The sequence below is a fragment of the Bacteroides sp. LFL-34 genome, from assembly GCF_027257075.1.
Taxonomy (GTDB): Bacteria; Bacteroidota; Bacteroidia; order Bacteroidales; family Bacteroidaceae; genus Bacteroides; species Bacteroides ovatus.
Genome location: NZ_JAPQKZ010000113.1, coordinates 1 through 2,902 on the forward strand (window position 1 = coordinate 1; position 2,902 = coordinate 2,902).

A 2,902-nucleotide genomic window follows, 5' to 3' on the forward strand; every position below is an offset into this window, starting at 1 on the left:
TGAGTGAAGCTGCCGTTTGGTCGCTCCCCCTTTGGGGGCGGGGGGGGTTACATACCCATGCCGAAACCTCTGCTTCTGGTGATTTGCTTGAGTAGGTCTTTCCCCTCTTCCATAGCTTTTGATATGTTTGGGAAATGATGCCTTAAAGCCTCCAGTTGTTCGGAATTGAACAAGTCTTTCATCTTACCAAGTTCTTTTTTCAATTCCTTGGTTTCGGTCTTTAGTTCTTGGTTCTCCGTTCTTAGTCGGTTACTGGTTGTCCTTGCATTGTCCATTTGCTGTCTATAATACTCCTTGTCGTTCTCGGCTTTGAATACCTTTGTGCCGTTTCGCTCTTTTTCAAGTATAGCCTTTCCCAGTCTATCGGATAGCTGTTCATTTTCCCCCTCTAAAGCCTTTATTTTGGCTTTTAAGGCATCTTTTTCCCTATCGTTAACCGTTTTCCCTATCAAGCCGTAAAACTTCTCTGAAGCCTTAGAAATGAGTTTTTGGACGTTTTTCTTTGTTTCAATGGAACGTAGTTCTTTCTGAAGCTGAAGAAGCTGGTTTTGCACGTCCTTGTGCTTGTCTAACGCACTGGATATATCGTTGGATAGTTCCTGAAGCTGTTCTTTCGCACATTCGGTCTTGTACTGCATAGCCGATAAGTGTTTGCGATCAGAAGAAACACCACGTTCCATGCCCAGTGCTTCAGATGCTATGGTTTGGAGTTCTGCCATGTCATCACGCGATAAACGCACACTCTTCCCGTTCGGCTGCGTCCAATCGAAAACTACATGGGCGTGAAGGTTAGGTGTCCATTGCTTTGCGTTCATGTATCCTTCGTCCTTGTGTATATGGATTTGAAACGCTTCAATACCGAAACGTTCCTTGCAGACCGCAGCGAATTGCTGGAGTTCCTGCATGGTGGTTTCTTGCTTGATTACTATTACCCCCTCCCGTATGGGTGCTGCTTTAGTCTGCATCTTCTGCCCAACCGTATCGAAATATCTCTGTTTCGCACTCTCCAGCCGATGGGAGATGCTATCTCCAACCCAGCTTTCATTCAAATGACTAAGTTCCGGACGAACATAGTCCAACTCTTTTTTCCTAAAGTTGTGAATCTCGCTCCCCGGCTTCACTGCTTGTACATGAATACTTGTTGCTCCCATAAGTTAACATTTTTGTGACAATCGATAACAGCCGGTGACAGCCGGCTGACAGGGGGTTAAGGGGGCTTGTCCCCTTACACACGTACCCTTTAGGGTGCTAGTGTGCTATCACCATACTGCATAGGTGCGAAGTTAGTGAATGTTTTGTAAATGCACAAATAAAGGGGAAAACATTTGGATTTGCGACAATAAAGTACTACCTTTGTTGCTGACCAAACGGTAGCTGACCGATACGGGAGAGTTACCAAAATACAAGCCGCTGGAGTTAATTGACGGACATCCGACATCCCCAGCGGCTTTATTTTTGCCTATCTGCTTCGTCTAGGCATACCAGTACCTCTACTAAAAATGTACTTCAAAGATACTTATTTTCTACCGACTTGATAGTTTTTACCCCATATTCTTGGACATTTTTCCCCCATGAGGTTATCTTTGTAGGGTGAAAGAGAAACCCATAAACGGGGATAGATTGAATGCTGGGAAGCATAAACAATCGGGGTAAGGTTAGCGAACCTTGCCTTTCATCCCCCATTATAACTTTACATAGAGGAACTTTATCTATCCCCCCCCGCCCCCAAAGGGGGAGCGACCAAACGGCAGCTTCACTCAATGGAGTGTTACAGTTCATCAAAACCAAGTGATAACTGTCGTTTCTCTGCTTCTTCTTTCTTTTGGGCAGCTAAAGTCTTTTTCCGAACGTATGTTTTTGTAAATGAAACCCTATCCCCATTAAAGACAATCAACGGATTAATGAACCAATTATATTCGTTTGGACCTCTTGCTATGATTTCACTTTGTACGAGCTCTGCCAATCCTTTGTATATGGCTTTGTCTGATTTGTATTGGGTGTATTCTAAGCATTTTCGCCTATCGAAAATTATCATATCATTCTTAGGCTTCATGCAAGTTAGAATATACCCGAAAACCCGAATAGCTGATTGTGATAGATTGAAAAAAGCGGCAAAATTCGCAAGGTATAGTTTTGCAAATTGCTCTTCATCTACTTCTATTTGTCGGATAAACGAGGTTTTGAATACTTCTCCTGTATCTGTATCAGCAACAGCAACTACAGCTTTTTTATCACTTCCCGTACTACTTTTGTATTTCTTAACAACGTGATTTTCAATCCCTTCAATTGCTTGTTTCATAAAGGGGTTTTCTTCGTTTTTTTGAAAATCGGTTAATTTGAGTACTTTCTTATTTTCCATAAACATTCTATTTAGGCAAATTTGACTTTCTATATATCGGTGAAAAAGTATAATTTGATTTTCCACAAAGGAATATTTAAATTTCCATTAATACAATAAAAAAGCAAAATATATTTTCCTTTTTAATATCTAATAGGAAAGAGTGACTTTCTAATATGGAAAATCAGATTTTCCAATATGGAAAATACCCTATATTGAGTATCAACTACTTAACTTATTCTATTTCTTAAGTTCTTATTATACCCTAAAAACGGCATATAATCAACTACTTAAAAAATCATCGGTCGGGGAGCGCCCAGCGGCAAGGGGCGGGACCACCCGTCCCGACGAGCGCCCACACCATAAACTTTTTTTCGAATAAGCACACAACCGTTTTTCGAACCCTGCAAAATTTCTTCCGAACCCGAACGGCGTAACACTCCATTGAGTGAAGCTGCCGTTTGGTCGCTCCCCCTTTGGGGGCGGGGGGGGTTACATACCCATGCCGAAACCTCTGCTTCTGGTGATTTGCTTGAGTAGGTCTTTCCCCTCTTCCATAGCTTT

The 2,902-nt window shown here is 42.1% G+C and carries 2 protein-coding genes; both read right to left on the minus strand.

Annotation, left to right across the window (positions count from 1 at the left end; all coding sequences use genetic code 11):
- Positions 1-47: 47 nt before the first annotated feature.
- Positions 48-1,151 (minus strand): mobilization protein, encoded by a 1,104-nt coding sequence (locus N5O98_RS26995; protein WP_269496227.1) that lies wholly within the window; start codon positions 1,149-1,151, stop codon positions 48-50.
- Positions 1,152-1,768: 617 nt separating this feature from the next.
- Positions 1,769-2,359 carry a hypothetical protein gene (locus tag N5O98_RS27000; protein ID WP_008670455.1) on the minus strand — a complete coding sequence of 197 codons (591 nt, stop codon included), beginning with the start codon at positions 2,357-2,359 and terminating at the stop codon, positions 1,769-1,771.
- Between the last annotated feature and the right edge of the window lie 543 nt (positions 2,360-2,902).

Bases quoted from the DNA above. Each gene is read 5' to 3' on its own strand.
- N5O98_RS26995 (WP_269496227.1), bottom strand. From the start codon at position 1,151: ATGGGAGCAACAAGTATTCATGTACAAGCAGTGAAGCCGGGGAGCGAG.
- N5O98_RS27000 (WP_008670455.1), bottom strand. From the start codon at position 2,359: ATGGAAAATAAGAAAGTACTCAAATTAACCGATTTTCAAAAAAACGAA.